This is a genomic window from Bacillus sp. sid0103, from assembly GCF_019219025.1.
In genome coordinates this window covers 1-653 of the sequence record NZ_JAHUWN010000100.1, presented here as the reverse complement: position 1 = coordinate 653, position 653 = coordinate 1, and the positions used below count along the sequence as shown (strand labels likewise).

5 tRNA genes and 1 rRNA gene are annotated in these 653 nt (G+C 52.7%); all 6 read right to left on the bottom strand.

From position 1 onward, the window contains the following. Positions 1–71: 71 nt before the first annotated feature. Positions 72–145: transfer RNA gene (locus KW850_RS32645), tRNA-Met, on the bottom strand. A 28-nt stretch (positions 146–173) separates the two neighbouring features. Beyond that, a tRNA-Val gene (locus tag KW850_RS32640) sits at positions 174–249 on the bottom strand. Between the two features lie 9 nt (positions 250–258). Continuing rightward, positions 259–333 (bottom strand) — tRNA-Glu (locus tag KW850_RS32635). 19 nt (positions 334–352) lie between these two features. Continuing rightward, a tRNA-Ser gene (locus KW850_RS32630) sits at positions 353–444 on the bottom strand. A 5-nt stretch (positions 445–449) separates the two neighbouring features. Beyond that, positions 450–524, bottom strand: a tRNA-Asn gene (locus tag KW850_RS32625). A gap of 14 nt (positions 525–538) precedes the next feature. Further along, a 5S ribosomal RNA gene (gene rrf, locus KW850_RS32620) occupies positions 539–653 on the bottom strand; the annotation flags it as partial.

Here is a 653-nt window from a genome sequence, read left to right as displayed (position 1 = left end):
TGGACGGGACTCGAACCCGCGACCTCCTGCGTGACAGGCAGGCATTCTAACCAACTGAACTACCAGACCAATTGCGGGGACAGGATTTGAACCTGCGACCTTCGGGTTATGAGCCCGACGAGCTACCGGACTGCTCCACCCCGCGACAATAATAATACTACTAAATTTAAATATGGTGGAGGATGACGGGATCGAACCGCCGACCCTCTGCTTGTAAGGCAGATGCTCTCCCAGCTGAGCTAATCCTCCAAATATGAATGGTGACCCCTACGGGACTCGAACCCGTGTTACCTCCGTGAAAGGGAGGTGTCTTAACCGCTTGACCAAGGGGCCATATTATTTCAAATAAATATGGCGGAGAGCAAGGGATTTGAACCCTTGAGACAGGGTTACCCGCCTACACGATTTCCAATCGTGCTCCTTCGGCCACTCGGACAGCTCTCCATAAATGGCTCCGCAGGTAGGACTCGAACCTACGACCGATCGGTTAACAGCCGATAGCTCTACCACTGAGCTACTGCGGAATAATAATATTACAGCCTGGCAATGTCCTACTCTCACAGGGACGCGTGTCCCAACTACCATCGGCGCTGAGAAGCTTAACTTCCGTGTTCGGTATGGGAACGGGTGTGACCTTCTCGCCATAATTGCCA